Here is a 16,642-nt window from a genome sequence, read left to right as displayed (position 1 = left end):
AAGCTGTTAGCGAGGTTTTTATTTAATAACTCCTCCGTTTTAAATAGACTGTATAATATCCTCCATTTCAAAACGAGATTTAGGCGAAATTGAGGGATGATTGAAATCGCTTAAGTCTGCATATCCTACCGTTACGGCAAATAAAGGCGCATATCCTTCTTGTTTTAATATTTGCTTATAAGCATTGCGGTCAATTCCTTCCATAGGTGTTGCATCAAGGCCCATACTTGCGCAAGCACTTAAAAAATAGCCTAATGAAAGATACACTTGATGCTCCATCCACGATTTGACAGCGGCATCACCATTAGATTTTATCATCGGCTCATAGAATCCGCTTATCCACGCCTCGGGTAAGATGGAAAGGTTACGTTTTTCAAAATGTGTGATGTCGTCTATCACACTGAATACAACTAAAAGTCCGACATTATTGATGGACTGTTCGTTCATGTAAGATTGTGCCGCCAGTTCGCTTTTTACCTCGTCATCAGTGACGAATGTGAATTTCCATGGTTGACTATTGATTGAGGAAGGGCTTAATCGGATGATCTCTTTCAATTCTTCAATCTGTTCCACTGAAATTTTACGGGCGATATCGTACTTTTTGGTGGCGTATCGACGTTTTGCAAGGTCTAAAAAAATCATATCTATTAATTTGTTAACTATACTTTTTATAGTTGCAAACTTAATGATAGCTAATTATCTTTGCAATAACGGTCAAAAATGATAGTAACAGATGTATTCTATAGACGATAAAAAATATCCATGTTCCACCAGTTTGACAATGAGATATATAGGGGGTAAATGGAAAGCAGTCATATTGATTCACCTCATCGAAAAAAAAAGATATAGTGCGTTGAAAAAGGCAATTCCAATGGTAACCGAGCGTACCTTGAGTCTACAATTAAAGGAATTGGAGGAGGACGGAGTGATCACACGAACCGTGTATACCGACAAAGCACCTTTAAAAGTAGACTATGAGATGACAGCATTCGGTAGAACACTTATTCCGTTACTTCTTGAAATCGCGCGATGGGGAGATAATACGGCAAAGAAAAATGAAAAGATAATTTATACGCCTAACAAAGATATGGATTGCGCAGTATTAGCTGAGGATGAGCAATAGTGAGTAAAAACAAGAAATATAAAATCTGGCAAACAGACGATATTGGAAGAACTCCTTCAATGTTTTTTGAATATCGGATAAAGTCGATAAAATGCTAATTAATGTCGATAATATATGTGGTTTCTGTTTGCCGAACTGCCTAGATTTATCCTTGCTAATCTTAATTGAATTACAGGACGCGAAATCGATATGAAAAACTCTTTGGCTGATATATTACCCCCTGTTATTTTTGGAACAAGTGGGCTCGGAAATCTGTATGTAGATGTTCCGTTCGACGAGAAACTGGAAATTGTCAAGCAGTGTGTGCAATCATCCAGGGGACAGGTCGTCTTTGATACTGCAGGGAAATATGGTGCGGGTTTATCCTTAGAAGTCTTGGGTAAATGTCTTGCTGAACTCCATGTAGATCCTTCGACGGTTTTGATCAGTAATAAATTGGGCTGGTATCGTGTACCTTTACGGACCGACGAGCCAACATTTGAACCTGGAGTTTGGAAGGGATTGAAAAATGATGCGGAGCAAAGGATTAGTTACGAAGGTATATTAGCTTGTTTTCAACAAGGTAATACGTTGTTAGGCGACTATAGTGCACAGCTCGTATCTGTTCATGACCCCGATGAATATTTGGACTGTGCAACTTCAGCGGCAGATCGGGAAAGAAGGTATCAGGATATTTTGGAGGCTTATCGGGCTCTTTCCGATTTAAAGGCTGAAGGAAAGGTATTGGGAATAGGTGTGGGATCAAAAGATTGGCGTACAATCCAACGTATCACAGAAGATGTTGCTTTAGATTGGGTAATGATCGCAAACAGTTTAACGATACACGATCATCCGTTAGCTTTAATTCAGTTTATTGAGCAGCTTGCTGCGAAAAATATTATTGTTATCAATTCAGCTGTCTTTAATGGTGGTTTTCTAGTTGGAGGTACACATTATAACTATAAATTCGTGGATCCAGAAACCGAATCTGGGCAAAGCTTGTATCGTTGGCGCGAGAAGTTCTGGGCACTTTGTGAGCAATTTCAAATCAAACCTGCAGAAGCTTGTTTTAATTTTGGGTTTAAAATTAATGGGGTTGAAGCTGTCGCGCTCAATACCACCAAAGCTGAAAAGGTGAAGATTAATGTGGATATGGCGACAAAATCCATTCCACAGGCATTTTGGGAATCCATGCAAAAGGCAGGCTTACTTTAAGAATTCGTCTATTCTACTTCTGAAATGCCTTTAGGCGCGCTTTGTGTGCCGATGGATTTTCACCTGTTAGTTTTTTAAAGAGACGATTGAAGTAAGATACATTTTCAAAGCCTAATTTAAAAGCTATTTCCTGTATGCTGGTATCTTCAACTAGCATCATGAGTTGTGCTTTTTCGATTTTCTTTTGATTGATGTATCTACCCGGAGTGCTGTTCATCTGCTTTTTGAATAAACGAATGAGATGATCTTTTGTAAGAAAAGCAATTTGAGCCAGTGTGTCAATCGCTATTGCATGTTGGATATTTTCGTGGATAAAGTCCAGTACTTTCAATAATCGCAAATCGACATCGGGTGTCTTATCGTTTGCCTGTGCAAGAAACCGCGATAGAATGATCTTAATGATGCCTTCGTTTTCTGTTTCTACAGCAAGTGGTGAACTGATTTGCAGAGCGATATTTCTTATCAATTCGGAAGATGTATCATAGGTCTGCGGATCGTAAAAAGAAAGTTGACGATTCGGATTGGTTTCGTGTAAACGTTTGACAAGATTCCAAAGTAAATCGTCCATAACAATTTCCGAAGGAAAAGAATAGCTGTCGAATATGCTCGATGTTCGTTCTGGATTTTCATAAAGGTGGATATAAAACAAAGAGAATTTCCCTTCACATTCATAGCCGTGATGTACGTAGGCAGGAGTGAGGTACATGTGGTTTTTCTGCAGGCTTGTTCGATATCCATCATATACTATTGCCGCGTTGCCTTCGACAACAACATGGATCCTTGCAAATGGACTTTTTATATTCTTGAAATTCCAATCTCCATTATGTGTTGCATACCCTATATTTAAGAGTAGGAAGTCCAATTGATTTTTGTTTCTAGTCATCTCTTTAGCTGAAAAAAACAACGAATGATTTGCAAACGCAATGTAAGCATTCTAAGGGGCGGTTGCAAGCACTTCTTCGTATCGGTGATATCGATTTTGTACCATATTTAGTCGATAATGTGATGCTTTTTTTTAGGTTGTTTCATTTAGTTTTGCTAGATTAATAGAGCATTATAAGCCGAATCGGTCGTTTGGAAGTCTTTTATCCAACGGCGTTCGACATAGTTTTAATCATCAACAAAAATGAAAGCGGTAAAAATAACCTCCATTGGTCAGGCAGAGCTGTTAGATGTTCCTATGCCTGAAGTTAAGCCTGGATATGTACTTCTCAAAGTGAATAGCGTTGGATTCTGTGGGTCGGATCTCAATACTTTTAATGGAAAAAATCCACTGGTTAAATTGCCTGTAATACCGGGACACGAGATCGCGGCAACAATTTTCAAAATCGGGGAAGACGTTCCTGCTGATTTGAAAGAAGGTATGAAAGTAACGGTAAACCCGTACTCGAATTGTGGACGCTGTTCGGCTTGTGTCAATTTTAGACCAAATGCTTGTCAATTTAATGAGACTTTAGGGGTTCAGCGGAACGGCGGGATGTCCGAGTTTTTGTTGCTCCCGTACGATAAGGTTATTCCTGGGGATGATTTTTCGGAACAGGAATTGGCTCTAGTAGAACCAATGAGTGTTGGGTTTCATGCGGTTGATAGAGCGGTGGTCTCTGATACAGATATTGTGGTGGTTATCGGATGCGGAATGATTGGTGTAGGTGCAATTGTTAGAGCTGCGAACCGCGGGGCTAAGGTTATTGCTGTAGATGTTAGCGATGCGAAGTTGGAGCTAGCGAAATCATTAGGTGCGTTCGAAACTGTTAACAGCAGTCGGGAGAATCTAGAGAAACGTATATTGGAACTCACGCAAGAAAAAGGAGCTGACGTTGTTATCGAAGCTGTGGGAAGAAAAGAAACCTATATCGCTTCTATCGAAATCGCATCATTTACGGCTAGAGTTGTATTTATTGGATACGCGAAAGAACCTATTCCTTTTGATACACAGTTTTTTGTTAAAAAGGAGTTGGATATTAAAGGATCCCGAAATGCACTTCCGAAAGATTTTCAAGCTGTTATGCGTTATCTTCGGAAAAAGACATGCCCAATAGATCAACTTATTACCTCTGTTTATACGCCCGAGAAGGCACATGAAGCATTGGATTACTGGGGGAAAAATCCAGGAGATGTCTTTCGTATTTTAGTGAAGTTTTAACTCGCTTGTCCTTATTGTGAAGGCGTAAAATATATCGATACTATTCTATCTTTTTTGATTTTTGGTTTACAGCCAAGGTGAATAACCTTGGCTGTTTTTGAATAGTATGCAAAGCTTGAACCATGACTGAAATAAACGGTATGCGTTTTGCAACTAAAATGTTGGGTAATTCAATATAATGCGGCCCCATTACAATAGACTTTCCTGCATTGCATCTATTTTGGGTAGGCTCTTTAATCGTTCTATCCATTCTTTTCTGTCTTTTTCAGTCAGCTCATAAAGAGGCCCAATAAAATTGTTTTCAATGGAAGATACGCCACAATATTCCAAAATACCTTTTTTTAGCTGTACCAGTCCGCTAGATTTATAGGTTTCTTCGTACATGTCGATGGATAAATCACCTGCCGTTGTTATTATTCGGGCTGTTTTATCGGTTAATAAACCCTCGCTACTTCCTCCTTTATTGCTTTTAAACGTAATTCCTGGAAGAAAAAGCCGATCAAAAAAACCTTTCATTATCGCAGGCATTCCGAGCCACCATAGGGGATGTATCCATACTTGGTGATGGCTCCATTTTAGATCTTCCAATGCCTTTATTAGATCGGGTTCAAGCTCCATCCGTTGTCGATAACCAAATGCGAGATTGGGATTGAAATCCAATTCTCCGATAGCAATATACCGTACATGCAATCCTAGATATAAAGCGGAGGTTACATAAGTTTGTGCGATGGCACTGTTGAAACTTTCTTTATCGGGATGACCGTTGATGACTACGATGTTTTTCATTTCTATTGATGTACTATATGTTTGAATAATTCTATCTGTTTCTCATAAAAACTGTCGGACAATGAACAAGGGAAAAAGTCAAAAGCGTGCACTGCTCCCGGGATTTCCAATAGATTGACTGATACATTAGCCTGCTTTAGTTTTTGAGCATATTTCTTCCCTTCGTCTTTTAGGGGATCAAGCTCGCAAACTATAATGGTTGCTTTTGGTAAATTTTCAAAATTGTTTTCCCACATCGGAACCGCATATCTTGGAGGAGAGTCGATCTTATCCTGTAAATAGTGTTTCCACATCCATGCTGCAGATTGTCGTGTCTGCATGGGGGCATTGGCCAATTCATGCATTGATAACGTCCTTAAACGATGGCATGTCGGAGGATAAAGTAAGTATTGGTGCTTGATATCTACTTCCTTTCTGTCTCTAGCCATGTGTGTGATGGATGATGCAATAGTGGCTCCAGCACTGCTACCACCGATTAGAATGTTGCCGCAGTTTCCTCCTATTTGATCAGCCTTTTCTGAGAGCCACAACAGTGTATCATAGCCATCATCCATGCCTGCTGGGAAAGGATTTTCAGGGGCGAGTCGATAATCAACGGAGACAATTAGCATACCGACATCTAAGGCCAGCCGAAAAAAAATAAAATCATATTGTTCCGGTGTGCCAAATATAAATGCCCCTCCGTGGAAATACAATAAAACAGGTAGATCGGCTTTCTCTTTTGGTCGATATGTTCTCAATCTTATATTTCTTAACTTATCAGAAGAAGGAATCCAGATATCGTTTACTTCAAGCTGTGTTGGCGCAATGAGAGGTATTTCTTTTAAAGACAGATCCTTTTCTTCTTTTCTAATCTGCGCTGGATTATCTACTATTAGATTAGCATAATCTATAGCATTCCACTCACTTGTTGATAATATAGCTAATAATTCGGGATCTATTTTTTCTTTCATTCCCAATGATCCTTCTTTAATCTTCATCTCCTTAGTTAATTTTATTCTTGGAAAATTCTTTATCATCCATTCTTTTTCTAGAATTTGACAACTACTTTACCGACAGTACGTTCCGTTTCGATCTGTATATGTGCTCTAGCCATTTCCTCAAATCCGAATACATGAGAGACATGCGGTTTTAGTATGCCTTTTTCTAGTAAAGACGCGATATGTTGCATATCCTGCCCGCAGGAATAAACGGACATAAAATAGCAAGCATGCAGCTGTTTCTCTTGTGCTTTTAACACATCTTCCTCTGTATGTCCTGAAGGCAACGTAACAATGGTTCCAAACGGTTTCAGCACTTGTACTGATTTCCGGAAATTAGGTCCTCCAATGGCTTCCAATACAAAATCAATGTTGTATAACAGCTCTTCAAAATGAACACTTTTATAGTCGATAAATTCGTCCGCGCCCAATTCCAATACAAAATCCTTATTTGCGGCAGATGCAGTAGCGATCACAAAGGCCCCGATATGTTTGGCAATCTGTACGGCAAAATGTCCAACACCCCCTGAAGCAGCATGTATAAGTACCCGATCTGTTGGTCGCAACTTACCATAGCTGACAAATGCTTGCCATGCTGTCAATGCGGCCAAACAACTTGCCGCAGCCTCCACATGGCTGATGTTTTTGGGTTTCAGAGCAAGATGTCCGGCAGGAGCTGCTACATACTCAGCATATGCGCTACCATGTCCTACGAAATTGGCCATACCGAATACTTCATCGCCTATGTTGAATTCTGTTACTTGATTTCCTATTTCTACTATTTCGCCAGAAATATCCCAACCCAAAATCAAAGGATCGTATTTTGATAGATCCTCCGCCAACGGAGCTTGTCGGTTTCTGACTTTGACATCGACAGGGTTTATACCGATTGCTTTTATTTTGACCAATACTTCGTTTGCTCTTATTCTAGGTTGTTCAATATCTTTGTAGATCAGGTTTTCGATACCTCCGAATTTTTCCAATACAATTGCTTTCATTTATTCTTAATTGATATATGCAAAAATAGACCGATAATAAATGTGAAAACAGGTATATTTCAAGCCTATTTGGGTATCTTTGCTATTATGGCGCGCGAGAATCTACACAAATCATTGGAGGTTTATTACGAACAGGTCGATAGTTGTCCTTTACGCGACCGACAATTCAATTTTTTTGAATTTGTCTATGTATTGTCTGGTAAGGGAAGCCATTCCATCAATGGTAATCGTTTACCTTTCAAATCCGGTGATCTTTTCTTGATTACACCAACTGATAGTCATACGTTTGATCTTGAAAACATGTGTGAATTTATGGTCATCCGTTTTGCTCCGGGTTATGTCAAAGCCTATAGCTGGCAAAGTATCGATCATATCGAATGCTTATTATACTATGCGTCGCATCTTTCGGGGTCAATTTTGAAAAATGTTGAAGACAAACGAATGGTTGCATCTATCATGGATGGAATACGACATGCAGTGGAACACGATAATATCTATAATGAAGATTTGATATGTCATTTTGTAAACGCTGTTATTGTGATCGCTGCTCGGAATATTTCAGTCATAAAACCAGAAAATATTTCACCTCATGCAGACCTGCGCACGTTAAGCATTCTGGATTATATACAAGAAAATATCCGTGAACCTGATCGATTAAAAATTGCAACAATAGCCAAAGAATTCGGATTATCGCCTACATATCTTGGCAGCTACTTTCGGAAGCAATGCAATGAGCCGATACAACAGTATATCTCTTCTTATCGGATACGGCAGATTGAACATCGATTACGTTTTAGTGATAGGAGGATTCATGAGATTGCGGATGAATTTGGTTTTGCAGATGAGAGCCATATTAATAAGTTTTTCAAAAGACATAAAGGAATGAGTTTGAAGAGCTATAGAAAAATACAATCCTCTGGACCGATGTAAACAGGTTGTATATACTCGTTCTTCAGCTGTAGATGGAAAGCATATTTCTGCATAAAGGACGCTGGAAGTCATTTTAAATTTCGGTTAAAATAAAAGCGAAATGCGCTAAATTTTACAGGTACATTTATATCCCTGTTTTCAGCCATTTGTCCCTTATATGAAGCTGTTTTATTTGTCGGTAATTTGAATACTTATATATTCGCATCAAATAATATGCAATGAATTCTAGACGTGAGCAAATGAATAACGTATCTCTATTTTTTATATTGTGTTTTTTGGTTATTGCTGTTGGATGCAATTCTCAAAATAAAACGACAGAGACCACCAAAGTAGAAACTAAAGCTGTGCAAAAAGGCATCACATTTGCTGATTTTAAAAAGATAAAAGGGGTAGATAATGTACAAGATGTACCGTTTCAATTATTTACCAAATTAGATTCTGTTCACTTTTTTACAAGTCCAGACAAAGATGCTACGTTCCTAAAAATCCCTTATCGTAAACTCGATAACTATTATGGTTTTGAGGAGTTTGACGATTTTTATTCCATTCATTATAGCATAGCGAATAATATAGCCAATAGTGTTGAAGCCTTTGTTTTGAAGTCTGAATTTACAGGGGCATTTGATTTGATGTTGAAAGGAGTGAATTTGTATGAGATTAGAAGTAGCGTGTATATGGATAAGTCTGATCTTAAGGATAAATCCTTTGCTAAATATGGGGAGGTGGAAGAAGTGACAGCTGAGGAGTACCATGCTGCTTTGAAAACAAAGGCAGAGGAGATTTTTACGAAAAGTCCACATGTAAAGTTAAAAGGTAACGATTGGATATCCGACAAAAACGGTCAAGAACAGAAGATTCAACAGTACGAAAATTTGGAAACCGAAGATGGGCTGTTATCTTACTATTATATTGGCTATTCCAATTTTTTGGGCTTAGAAATTTTTAAAGAAGAGAATCAAGATTCTAACAATTCTTACTATACCTTTTACAATCCTGAAGAAGGATTCTCCATGGATTTATTTACCTCGGGCTACCCTCATATTATTCCTTCTATCAACAGAGTCTCTTCTATCAGCAGTAATGATGATACGGGTTCAGATTTTCTGGTTGCTCAATATTTGCCGGAATCTAAGCAGCAGATCAATCAGTTGTATGTAAACTTTACGGGGTTTAAGATCGGCGATGAGAAAAAAGGTTTTTGGATAAACCACGACACGTTTTATGCAGAAGTTTATCCCGTAAATTCAGCAGCCATAAAGGGGGAAAAACAAAAAGTCGCTTACCTGAAAATTCAATTGAAAGCCGATCTGTTTTAATAATTATTTAGATGAAATGTCCGTGATTGGAAACCGAATGTAATGAGTTCATTGATTCCATTAGAATTAAACAAGGTCAATAAACACAATCACCGATCAAAATAAGTCGGATATTCCATATCGCTATTAGAAAAGAAAAAGCGTGAAACGAGCTCTTTTATTTCAATGAAATCTAATCCTTACGAATAAAAAATTACATATGAACCGAATAAGTTTGTCGATTCTTTTTTTCTTATCTGCTTTAATAGCGTCTGGACAATCTTTGCGGGTCCTCGTTAAACAAGATGGAAAAGTCATTGAGGCTGTAGACAATGTTTACAAACTGCAAAAAACACCGTTTCAATTTGAAATATCGGCGACAGATGTAGAAGGTTTTTTACTAGGCGTAACTACAGATGAAAATCATTTTGGAGAAGCCGTTGATTTTTTCGAGCCAGACGAACCCTGGTTTCAAAATACGGGTATGGCAGAAGTGTTCTTTAATCAAAATAAAGAGCTTTACTTGATGGATATGGCTCCTTCTTATTGGTATTACACGGATGAGAATGATCATCGATTTGACAGAAATCCGAAAGGTACAGCGAAGCAATGGCAAGGCACGCGTACCATCACAAGGCTTTATGATATTACTGCCGATCAAGTTGTCGAATTGAAAGATATTGAAGTAAGTTTATATATTTATATGTTTGATCCGATCTATAATGATGACTACGATATGGTCGGGAAAAAAAGTTTGTTTTTTGGAGAATTAAAGTTTGGTAATTAGCAGGTAAACGAGTGCTGGTGTAGGAGAGCAAAATTACGGCACATCCATAAAAAGAAATTCTGATTGATTTGGTTTGTCTGAATCCGGAATGCAATAAGAAGCAAAAGTTAGCTTTAGTGAAGAAGATAAAGAATTAAGTGTTGAACTAGTGTTTGATTTACCATGGATTGCTGAAATTGCACATCAATCTTTCAATAATAACGAGGCTTGCATAGGTTGTGAAAAAATAAAAATATACGATAATGTCATGAATAAAGTTCTTCAAATGTTCTTTCTTTTATTCTTTTTGGCGTTCTCTGTATTGCTATTAATTCTTGCGTTAGATGATATATATTATTTTTTCAAAAATGATAAATTACAAAATGAATATAATCTACCGTATGGGCTGAAATTTGATTACTGGGGATACGACATATCTTCCGATAATTATGGTCTTGTCGTTGTGGATAGTACTGATGCTTTAGTATTATATTCAGGGAAATCTATTCTAGGAGGAGGTCGTATACAGAAAATTTACGAATACTTCTATAGTGATAATTTTTTGGTGTTTAAGATTTCAACAGATAAAGCTAGACAACAATTTGTAAGTATTGATGAAAATATTCGCGTCAGGGAAATTGACTTACGGGAGATTACGGACGTACAATGCACTTCAATTAAAAGCTTTGACAGTAACAACGAATTAATGAACTGGGTCAAATTTAATATCGGATATCGTGTGAATTTCGTTTTTCTGATTATAGGATTGGGGATTTTATTGGGAATAGATACATTACTAATTCAAAGGTTTTTCAAAGGTCTGAAACTAAAGTGAGTTATTTGGTAATCTATAAAACATAGGGATCCGTACAAGTATTGGAAGGAGGAGGGAAATAAGAGACTATTTTGGCCGAGATGATAAGTTGTATGATCCGCACCGAAAGAAATTCTAATAAATATTTAAATTACAGAAAATGAGATTTTTATTTTTAATTGCGGTTCTTTTATTACAAAGTTGTCTTTTTTCAAATAAAATAGATAAAAATGTGGATTGTTCTTTCGATATTAATACATTTAAGACTAATATCAAAGATACTTTTGATGCTGATTCAGTTATTTTTTTTACCGTAAAACTGCAGGAGGAAATATATTTTCCTGAACTAAATGCTGTCGTTATTAAGATTTACAATCCTACTACTAGGGTGTTAGATTTTAAAAAATTGATTGGTTCCAATATACGCTTTTCTGATTCTGAAAAAATAGAATCACTATTAAAAGATGAAGGTATGCCTTTTGCAAATAAAGTGATAGGTGGTTGTAAATTAGATAAATATAACGATGTGATCATTGAATTTTTGAAGTTGGGGCCGGATGGTAGAACACCATATTATCAATTTATTTGTCATTACGAAGATATGATGGATACCCGTTAATTTTATCTGATAGGATTTAACAGTAAGTCAATATTTTTGCATCTTTAAGATGTTAAATCTGGTAAAGATGATGTGCTCAAATTGTCCTATATTTATCTATTATCGATTTTTTTAACCAGATCAATTTGTAAAGAAAGGGAAGAAGCAATTTACAGTATAGAAAAACAGGTAAGTCTACCTATGAATTATCATTTGCTGTTTTCTCTTAGAACATCCCTATCTTAAATATTTTTACATCCGGATTTGAAGGGTTTATTAATAGATGTTACACTTTTTCATCTATATCCGGTGTCTGCATAACGATAATTTTTTTGTTTCTTAGACTAAAAAGGGTATTATAAGCCGAATAAAGCTCTTAATCGGCTCATGGATTTGGTATATTTGAGCCGATTAATGAATGTAATTGGCTCATGGCATATAATTGGCAATTAGTGGATTGGCGCAGATTTACTTAAAATGTGGCCAAAATTCAATCTATCATTCTTGCGTTGGCGCAGGAAATAGGTAAGCCTACCAAAAAGGGAAGGCTTCATTATGTGTAAATTTTTATATAGCAACCATATAAAACGGATAGTTATTCTGTTTTTTGTTTTGTTTATATGCTTCAATATCTTTTTAGGAGAGTTTAATGCAGTAAGTGATGGTTTTACTCGGATTGGATTTCCTTTTGTTTTTTTGCAAGATACAGATGGAAAATGTGAGGATTGTGAGAGTTTAAAATGGTTTAATTTATTTTATCTTATTGTTGATATTATAATCTGTTTATTATTAAGTACTATCATTCTTATGTCTTTAAAGCAAATTAATAAAAAAGATGTATAAGTGTTATAAAACAACAACGCCCAATCCGATAAAATACTCGTAGAGATAAGGATGATTACAAAAAGAATAAAGGGGAAAAAGGTATATATCTATTAGTATAAATATATACAAGAAGTAACAAAAAAAATAATAAATAATGGGGTATTTCGGTCAATACTTTAATGAGGAATTGCCTTCCTTTTCAGTTATCATAGAAGATGATGACAAGGTGTGTTACGCATATCTATTGGAAGAAAATCAGATCATAAGTGATGTTTGGCTTTATAATCATATAGACACGCCTGAATCGGTGGATTGGAAAAACAAAGAAGATCTTCCATTTGCAAATCCTACTATGTTTGTTAAAAAAAATATTTCACCTTTTGATACATCTACATCTATCAATATTCAGTGGGGAAGTTATGATGGGAAGGTTTGTGTGAAAGTTTATGCTTCTAATATCTTGTTGGCAAAACTCGAAAAGGATGCTCTTCCTGGCTGGTCTACGCTTGTTGAAAAAGATGGCCCATTGGCGTTAGTTTACAGAACTTGATATTCACAGAGTGGTGGCTCCGATCATGGAGGTTAAAAATATGGTTCTATAACAGACCTGCATAAATTAGCACGTACCCAATAAAATATTGCAAAATGAAAACAGCGTACTCCATAATTTTAATACTTTGTTTTTCGGCAGTATGTAAGGAACACGAAGATTGGAAAAGAAAATCCGATTCTTTGGCAATGGTCAGCAGGGTTAAAGCAAATGTGGTATTGAAGAAAAAGGTGATCCGGTTGTAGGTAAAGGTAAATCAGGTGTTGAAAAATTGTCGGCGTTCAAGAAAAAAAGTTAATATGGAGGGCTGGAGACAATCAGAACCTTATCACTTCAAAAGTCAGGTTAGATGTTAGATTTACCGTGTTGATTTGAATACATTTTATTTGTAACTTATTTTGCTGCTTACAAGTAATATAGGTTATTTTTGTTGGATTCTTTGATTTTAACTTATGACTTTAGATCTATTATTTTTTAGTCCTCCTTTTATTTTTATTTTAGCAGTTTGGTTATTGACCAGGCGCACGGTCAAAGCGGCATTCCGAGAGTATATTGATTTTTATTTGGAACAGAACGAACTTACCTTAGAGTATCATAGGGTTTTATGGTTTTCTTCAGGCAAATTTCGTAAACCTTGGTATGAAATTTTAAAACCTATGACTCCAATGGGAAGTTCATCCACGAGTATGTACATAGATCTATATGCTGTTGATAAAAACGGAGAAGATAAGCAGATCACTTGTTGTATAAAATCTCATTATTTTGACATCATTGATGCAGATTTTAGAGAATAGCGACCAAATTAATATCTATTTTATACGTCGAAGTACTCCTTAAGGATTTAACCTAATGTGTCTAATTTAGTTGGAAGACGTACAATTCTTTGAAAAAACGGATGAAAATTATATATATACTATTTTTTATCTTAATCAATACAAATGTTAGTTTCACACAGTGTATTGAGGATGCTCATTTCAAGTTTTTAGAAATAAATTTGTCTAAAAAATCTAAAGATAAATACATTTCGATTAAAATGCCTCCAATTAAAAGAGAGGGAATAGTTAATATTACAGATGATAGGACGGTTTTTGTTATGTATTCAGCAAAAAATAGACTTAAAATTTTACAAGAGTATTTGCTCTTTAATGGGGATACAACTGTTAGTGATAAATTCTTCATAATAAATGCAACCAGTCGAACAAGAAAATTTCAAGGAGTAACACTAGAAGTAGAAGCATTATTCACTTTCTCATGGTTGTTAACACGAGGTTATCCAAAAATTGAACCTAAGCTGTTCTTTCGGGAGACCAATATTCCAGTAACAAAAGATGAGGATTTGAAATCTATATATAAAATATATAAAAACTATTTTGAAAACCTTAAACGAAAAAAAGGAAAAATTAGTTACTGGCCTCTTGACGGTACACCATATTGCTGGAAAGGAGAACCTTTTGAAAAGGAAATCTATTTAAGTAACTCGCTATATTAAAATCTTTCAATGTAATATCAGATAGATTGATGCTTGTAAAATGATAAGTACGTTTTATAGCTTAACCGAAAAAGGTTCATACGATGTGAAGTTTCGTATTTCTCCTAACTCATTAACAAAAATGTTTTTAAGATCAGGTGACAATCATTAATAATAAAATCCCTAAAAAAATGAAGATACCTTTTCTTACAATAATAGTGTCGTTTTTTATTTTCTCTTGCGGTGCAAATGAAAAAAAGAATGGTAATAATGGTGTTACGCAAAACGATAGTATTGCTAGCACGAGAATAGAGAAACTTAAAACAGCTGTTGAGCAGAAAGATTATACAACCTTTTTTAAATTGTTTCCTGATACATACCATGAACTTGTAGATTTTTACGGATTCAATGATGACACAGGGGAAAGTCCATTATATTTTGAAGCGAAGCATCATATACCTTTTTTGTTTAATGAACCTAAAGAATACTTGATACCCCTTATAAAAAAAACAATAAAAATTTCCATCAATGGGAAATGGGAAGCAGATGCTGTAAGTTATTTTCAAGAAGAACTTTCAGATTTAATAATTAAATATCCTGAAGAATTTTTAGTAATTCTGATTACGAAACCCGAAGAAGAAATAACAAGTTTTTGGCATTTTGTTTTTGATGGCTCAGGTAAATACGATTTGCAGAACAAAGAAAAGTTTGAAGTCGTTTACGGAAAAATTAATACTATCAATAGACAGCAAGGTGAACTATTAAAGAAAGAATTTGAAAAAATGTATAGATAAATAATACAAGATATTTGCCCTTTACATCGTTACGCTTTCATGAAGTAGAGAACTTGGAAATCAAATAACTGTGGTCGGTGATAATGTTAGTGCATCATCCACTATTATAACCATATTAAATGTGGAATTCCAACATATAACCGAAGACTTTTTTAATAGTAAAGTATAGAAATACACACGATATTCATCCCAATACTTTGACGGGTCTAAGCGCCAAAGCTGTTGCTCATTTGGAACATAGGTAAATACATAGCGATCAAAATCAGTCCTACTACTAGTCCAAGAAAAATAATAATCAGTGGTTCCAATACGGTTGATATCGTTGCGGTTTTATATTCCACTTCCTCGGTCAGCTGGTTCGCTATTTTCTCAAAAAAGAACTCCAATCGGTTTACTTCTTCGCCTACCCGGATCAACTGTATTACCTTCGCGGGGTAAAAGGAAAATGCAGCCAAACTCTGGTGTAAAGATTCGCCGTGCATAATAGACTTTTCCGTCTCTCTTAGAGACTCCTGAATAGGATAGAAATCAGTCATCTGCTCTACCAGCTGAATAGCATATAGCAAAGGTGTATTCGTTCCGACTAATAAGCGCATCGTGTTGGCAAAGCGTGCCAGGTGAATCTTTCGCACAAGCTCTCCAGCCAACGGTATTTTAAGAATGATACGGGATGACCATTTGCGGTACCATAATTTTTTGCGGTTGCTGTATAAAAATACAATGCCCCCACCGAGTAACAGTATACCCCACAAAAATGTGCCGTCGATAAAATTGGAAACACGAAGAATAAATGCCGTAATCCAAGGAAGGTCGCCACCAAAACGGGTGAAAACGTCTGCAAACATCGGTACCACGAATTTCAGCATAAAGAAGACGGCCCCAAGCGATGTACAAAGTACGATGATCGGATATGTCAGTGCGGATACGATCTTACGACGTTGGGATATCTTACTTTTGTAATAGAGGGCCAGCTCTTTGAGCACTTCGCCAAGCTTCCCGGTTTCCTCGCCAATACGAATACTCTGAAACTCATAGGTGCTAAATTTTCCACTCTGTTGGATAGCGTTTGAAAGCGTTGAGCCTTTCACCACGTTCTCTTTGATATCCGTAAAGATCTTGGAATCTTTACTATTCTTCTGATCAACCAATACCAGATCGAAAGCCGTTCGTATATCAATACCAGATAGAAGAAGGGTACTAAATTCCAGATAGAATTCTTCTTTTTTCTTGTCAGATAGCTGTCCACTGCCGAATGAAATATCCTTATTGAGAAAGGCCATAATATCGCCGCCCTTCTGTGTATCGCCGACAGTGCCCGCATTCCTGACAGCAGTTACGTTTTTCTTTTTATAAGACGAGATATCAACTTTTGGCATAA

General features: G+C 36.2%; 18 protein-coding genes. 12 read left to right on the top strand and 6 right to left on the bottom strand.

Going from position 1 to position 16,642, the window contains the following annotated elements; genetic code table 11:
* Positions 1-39: 39 nt before the first annotated feature.
* Entirely contained in the window at positions 40-642 is a 603-nt protein-coding gene (locus ACSZOX_RS16410) for a nitroreductase family protein (RefSeq protein WP_437921217.1), read from the bottom strand.
* A 139-nt stretch (positions 643-781) separates the two neighbouring features.
* On the opposite strand from ACSZOX_RS16410, the gene ACSZOX_RS16405 reads away from it, so the two are divergent.
* Both ACSZOX_RS16405 and ACSZOX_RS16400 read left to right on the top strand, forming a co-directional pair.
* Positions 782-1,123 carry a winged helix-turn-helix transcriptional regulator gene (locus ACSZOX_RS16405; RefSeq protein WP_437921216.1) on the top strand — a complete coding sequence of 114 codons (342 nt, stop codon included), beginning with the start codon at positions 782-784 and terminating at the stop codon, positions 1,121-1,123.
* A 189-nt stretch (positions 1,124-1,312) separates the two neighbouring features.
* Positions 1,313-2,317, top strand: a complete 1,005-nt coding sequence (locus ACSZOX_RS16400; RefSeq protein WP_437921215.1) for an aldo/keto reductase — start codon at positions 1,313-1,315, stop codon at positions 2,315-2,317.
* 13 nt (positions 2,318-2,330) lie between these two features.
* On the opposite strand, the gene ACSZOX_RS16395 is transcribed toward ACSZOX_RS16400, so the two are convergent.
* Positions 2,331-3,200 carry a helix-turn-helix domain-containing protein gene (locus ACSZOX_RS16395; protein ID WP_437921214.1) on the bottom strand — a complete coding sequence of 290 codons (870 nt, stop codon included), beginning with the start codon at positions 3,198-3,200 and terminating at the stop codon, positions 2,331-2,333.
* A gap of 243 nt (positions 3,201-3,443) precedes the next feature.
* On the opposite strand from ACSZOX_RS16395, the gene ACSZOX_RS16390 reads away from it, so the two are divergent.
* Positions 3,444-4,460: a zinc-binding alcohol dehydrogenase family protein gene (locus tag ACSZOX_RS16390; protein WP_437921213.1), complete on the top strand. Its 1,017-nt coding sequence runs from the start codon at positions 3,444-3,446 to the stop codon at positions 4,458-4,460.
* A 189-nt stretch (positions 4,461-4,649) separates the two neighbouring features.
* Here the strand turns inward: ACSZOX_RS16390 and ACSZOX_RS16385 are convergent, their stop codons facing one another.
* Genes ACSZOX_RS16385 through ACSZOX_RS16375 form a run of 3 tightly spaced genes read right to left on the bottom strand, consistent with a single transcriptional unit; the run spans position 4,650 to position 7,224 of the window.
* Positions 4,650-5,246, bottom strand: a complete 597-nt coding sequence (locus ACSZOX_RS16385; protein WP_437921212.1) for an NAD(P)H-dependent oxidoreductase — start codon at positions 5,244-5,246, stop codon at positions 4,650-4,652.
* A 2-nt stretch (positions 5,247-5,248) separates the two neighbouring features.
* Positions 5,249-6,226: an alpha/beta hydrolase gene (locus ACSZOX_RS16380; protein ID WP_437921211.1), complete on the bottom strand. Its 978-nt coding sequence runs from the start codon at positions 6,224-6,226 to the stop codon at positions 5,249-5,251.
* Positions 6,227-6,276: 50 nt separating this feature from the next.
* A complete protein-coding gene (locus tag ACSZOX_RS16375) occupies positions 6,277-7,224 on the bottom strand; it encodes an NADP-dependent oxidoreductase (protein ID WP_437921210.1) in 948 nt (315 codons plus the stop codon).
* Between the two features lie 42 nt (positions 7,225-7,266).
* On the opposite strand from ACSZOX_RS16375, the gene ACSZOX_RS16370 reads away from it, so the two are divergent.
* The 9 genes from ACSZOX_RS16370 (at position 7,267) to ACSZOX_RS16330 (ending at position 15,264) form a co-directional block, all read left to right on the top strand.
* Positions 7,267-8,154 (top strand): AraC family transcriptional regulator, encoded by an 888-nt coding sequence (locus tag ACSZOX_RS16370; RefSeq protein WP_437921209.1) that lies wholly within the window; start codon positions 7,267-7,269, stop codon positions 8,152-8,154.
* Between the two features lie 218 nt (positions 8,155-8,372).
* Positions 8,373-9,470, top strand: coding sequence for a hypothetical protein (locus ACSZOX_RS16365; protein WP_437921208.1), 1,098 nt, complete (start codon positions 8,373-8,375; stop codon positions 9,468-9,470).
* 199 nt (positions 9,471-9,669) lie between these two features.
* Complete coding sequence (locus ACSZOX_RS16360) at positions 9,670-10,236, top strand: hypothetical protein (protein WP_437921207.1); 567 nt, start codon at positions 9,670-9,672, stop codon at positions 10,234-10,236.
* 148 nt (positions 10,237-10,384) lie between these two features.
* Complete coding sequence (locus ACSZOX_RS16355) at positions 10,385-11,050, top strand: hypothetical protein (protein WP_437921206.1); 666 nt, start codon at positions 10,385-10,387, stop codon at positions 11,048-11,050.
* A 139-nt stretch (positions 11,051-11,189) separates the two neighbouring features.
* Entirely contained in the window at positions 11,190-11,648 is a 459-nt protein-coding gene (locus tag ACSZOX_RS16350) for a hypothetical protein (RefSeq protein WP_437921205.1), read from the top strand.
* A 958-nt stretch (positions 11,649-12,606) separates the two neighbouring features.
* Entirely contained in the window at positions 12,607-13,002 is a 396-nt protein-coding gene (locus tag ACSZOX_RS16345) for a hypothetical protein (RefSeq protein WP_437921204.1), read from the top strand.
* A 452-nt stretch (positions 13,003-13,454) separates the two neighbouring features.
* Positions 13,455-13,796, top strand: a complete 342-nt coding sequence (locus tag ACSZOX_RS16340) for a hypothetical protein (RefSeq protein ID WP_437921203.1) — start codon at positions 13,455-13,457, stop codon at positions 13,794-13,796.
* A 101-nt stretch (positions 13,797-13,897) separates the two neighbouring features.
* Complete coding sequence (locus ACSZOX_RS16335) at positions 13,898-14,491, top strand: hypothetical protein (protein ID WP_437921202.1); 594 nt, start codon at positions 13,898-13,900, stop codon at positions 14,489-14,491.
* A 170-nt stretch (positions 14,492-14,661) separates the two neighbouring features.
* Entirely contained in the window at positions 14,662-15,264 is a 603-nt protein-coding gene (locus ACSZOX_RS16330; RefSeq protein ID WP_437921201.1) for a hypothetical protein, read from the top strand.
* Between the two features lie 206 nt (positions 15,265-15,470).
* On the opposite strand, the gene ACSZOX_RS16325 is transcribed toward ACSZOX_RS16330, so the two are convergent.
* Positions 15,471-16,640 (bottom strand): type II secretion system F family protein, encoded by a 1,170-nt coding sequence (locus tag ACSZOX_RS16325; RefSeq protein ID WP_437921199.1) that lies wholly within the window; start codon positions 16,638-16,640, stop codon positions 15,471-15,473.
* Between the last annotated feature and the right edge of the window lie 2 nt (positions 16,641-16,642).

Source organism: Sphingobacterium sp. LRF_L2, assembly GCF_965644235.1.
GTDB lineage: Bacteria > Bacteroidota > Bacteroidia > Sphingobacteriales > Sphingobacteriaceae > Sphingobacterium.
The sequence above is the reverse complement of the archived record's forward strand: the minus strand, read 5'-3'. Positions and strand labels throughout refer to the sequence as shown.

Coding starts and splice junctions, on each gene's coding strand:
- ACSZOX_RS16400 (WP_437921215.1), top strand. CDS start 1,313: ATGAAAAACTCTTTGGCTGATATATTACCCCCTGTTATTTTTGGAACA.
- ACSZOX_RS16410 (WP_437921217.1), bottom strand. CDS start 642: ATGATTTTTTTAGACCTTGCAAAACGTCGATACGCCACCAAAAAGTAC.
- ACSZOX_RS16365 (WP_437921208.1), top strand. CDS start 8,373: ATGAATTCTAGACGTGAGCAAATGAATAACGTATCTCTATTTTTTATA.
- ACSZOX_RS16385 (WP_437921212.1), bottom strand. CDS start 5,246: ATGAAAAACATCGTAGTCATCAACGGTCATCCCGATAAAGAAAGTTTC.
- ACSZOX_RS16375 (WP_437921210.1), bottom strand. CDS start 7,224: ATGAAAGCAATTGTATTGGAAAAATTCGGAGGTATCGAAAACCTGATC.
- ACSZOX_RS16360 (WP_437921207.1), top strand. CDS start 9,670: ATGAACCGAATAAGTTTGTCGATTCTTTTTTTCTTATCTGCTTTAATA.
- ACSZOX_RS16340 (WP_437921203.1), top strand. CDS start 13,455: ATGACTTTAGATCTATTATTTTTTAGTCCTCCTTTTATTTTTATTTTA.
- ACSZOX_RS16330 (WP_437921201.1), top strand. CDS start 14,662: ATGAAGATACCTTTTCTTACAATAATAGTGTCGTTTTTTATTTTCTCT.
- ACSZOX_RS16405 (WP_437921216.1), top strand. CDS start 782: ATGAGATATATAGGGGGTAAATGGAAAGCAGTCATATTGATTCACCTC.
- ACSZOX_RS16350 (WP_437921205.1), top strand. CDS start 11,190: ATGAGATTTTTATTTTTAATTGCGGTTCTTTTATTACAAAGTTGTCTT.
- ACSZOX_RS16395 (WP_437921214.1), bottom strand. CDS start 3,200: ATGACTAGAAACAAAAATCAATTGGACTTCCTACTCTTAAATATAGGG.
- ACSZOX_RS16380 (WP_437921211.1), bottom strand. CDS start 6,226: ATGAAGATTAAAGAAGGATCATTGGGAATGAAAGAAAAAATAGATCCC.
- ACSZOX_RS16335 (WP_437921202.1), top strand. CDS start 13,898: ATGAAAATTATATATATACTATTTTTTATCTTAATCAATACAAATGTT.
- ACSZOX_RS16325 (WP_437921199.1), bottom strand. CDS start 16,640: ATGCCAAAAGTTGATATCTCGTCTTATAAAAAGAAAAACGTAACTGCT.
- ACSZOX_RS16345 (WP_437921204.1), top strand. CDS start 12,607: ATGGGGTATTTCGGTCAATACTTTAATGAGGAATTGCCTTCCTTTTCA.
- ACSZOX_RS16390 (WP_437921213.1), top strand. CDS start 3,444: ATGAAAGCGGTAAAAATAACCTCCATTGGTCAGGCAGAGCTGTTAGAT.